The 1,751-nt window shown below is 29.0% G+C and carries 1 protein-coding gene and 2 pseudogenes; 1 reads left to right on the forward strand and 2 read right to left on the reverse strand.

Annotated elements, in window-relative coordinates; all coding sequences use genetic code 11:
• Positions 1 to 184 (reverse strand): annotated as a pseudogene (locus AC1DJR_RS28720) (MFS transporter); the annotation flags it as partial.
• A 317-nt stretch (positions 185 to 501) separates the two neighbouring features.
• Here AC1DJR_RS28720 and AC1DJR_RS28725 point away from each other — a divergent pair.
• A complete protein-coding gene (locus tag AC1DJR_RS28725; RefSeq protein ID WP_429688982.1) occupies positions 502 to 1,368 on the forward strand; it encodes a LysR substrate-binding domain-containing protein in 867 nt (288 codons plus the stop codon).
• A gap of 15 nt (positions 1,369 to 1,383) precedes the next feature.
• On the opposite strand, the pseudogene AC1DJR_RS28730 reads toward AC1DJR_RS28725, so the two are convergent.
• Positions 1,384 to 1,751 (reverse strand): annotated as a pseudogene (locus AC1DJR_RS28730) (Gfo/Idh/MocA family protein); the annotation flags it as partial.

Consider the following 1,751-nt stretch of genomic DNA (forward strand, 5'->3'; position numbering starts at 1 on the left):
CTAAGAGAGAAGCAAACAATGGAGCAGATATTGCATAACATAATGTAAATATACTTACCGCTTGCCCGACTTGGGATGCACTTTTTTGATAGGTATCACTAATTCCAGGAACAAGTCCAGCAATAATATAAGCATCAAATCCCAAGGCAAACATACCAATAGCTAAAAAAATAACTTTTTTCATAGTTTTGCCACCTTTACATTGTTAAGAATAAAATAAATTATCAATCTTATACACTCTAGTTGCTAGTTTTATGCATTTAGAGAATGATCATTAAATCAATATATAACTCTATAATGATTGTGTTTTCAATTATAATAATTGAGCTATATATAATTATTGAATAATGCCATAGCAATTAAAAAATCTGCAGATTAAATTAAGGTAATATAACATTTGGTAATCATTACTCATCTAGCTTAAGTAGGTTAATATTAGTATACTTAATGAATGGGATTAAATAAAATGAATAATATTAATGCAAGGGATGAATAAAACTCATGAGTATTATTAAGTATGAAATTTTTGAATCAGTTATTAAAACGGGGAGTTTTACAAAGGCTGCCGAAAAATTAAACATGACGCAATCTGCAGTAAGCCATGCAATTTCTAGCTTAGAAAAGGAATTAGGAACGTCTTTATTCCTAAGAACTGGTCGAACAATTACTTTAACTCCTCATGGCACTAAAGCTTATGAGTATATTGGTCAGATATTAAAAATAAACCGTAAATTAATTGAGACTAATTTTAATAATGAATTATTACCTAAAACATTGAAGATTGGGGCTTTTACAAGTGTAAAAAAACATATATTACCTCCAATTATGAAAGAATTTAATAAATTGTATCCGTTTATTGAAATTATAATATTTGAGGGGACTTATGATGAAATTCAAGAATGGGTTATTAATAAAGTAATTGACCTGGGATTTACAATTAACGGGGAATTCGGATGTGAATCAGTTCCATTTTGGGAAGATGAGTTAGTTATAGCAACACCAAATGACTTAAAGTTAATTCCTAAAGATTGCTCTTTAAAGGATTTCTTTGATCAAAATAATATTATTATGCCAGCAGCGCCATACAGAAATCAAGTTGAGAAATTTTTTAATCAGCACAAAATAGAGCCTAAGATTCATTCGTATATAAGTGACTGCAATACAATAGTGAAAATGATTGATTTAGGCATAGGTATTTCTATAGGACCAAGGCTTTTCTTAAAATCATTTGATAATATAAAAATATATGAACTACCAGATCGACATTATAGAAATATATACATATCTTATAAACATTCTACAGAATTAACACAAGCAGAAGGCTATTATGTTCAAGAATTTATAAAAATAGCAAGGAACTTATTTTAAGTTCCTTGCTATTTTTTATCCTAAACGTCCAAATCCACTTTTTTCGTTAAGTAGGACCCTTTCCTTCGAACTGTTATATTTAACTCTATAAAAGCTCGATTTCTTAGAAGCAATGTCATTAAGTAACTCTTGTAAGCGCACGGCATCTTTTAAATTCGGAAAACCAAAAGAAGGTTCTTTTTTCAACATAACAAAATCAGTAACATCTTTGACTACATTTATAATTCGTTCTATTTTTCTATCCCCATTATAATCATGTTCAAGGGAATTAAAGTATAAAAGTTCTTCAGATTGTGTGCTAGTTTCTGTCCAAATTTTTACGGAATCTTCATACCAATTTGGCGTGTCAAAAGATAGTTGAGCAAAAATTAATTGGTTATTAG

Source organism: Bacillus sp. 05T31 (assembly GCF_056396725.1).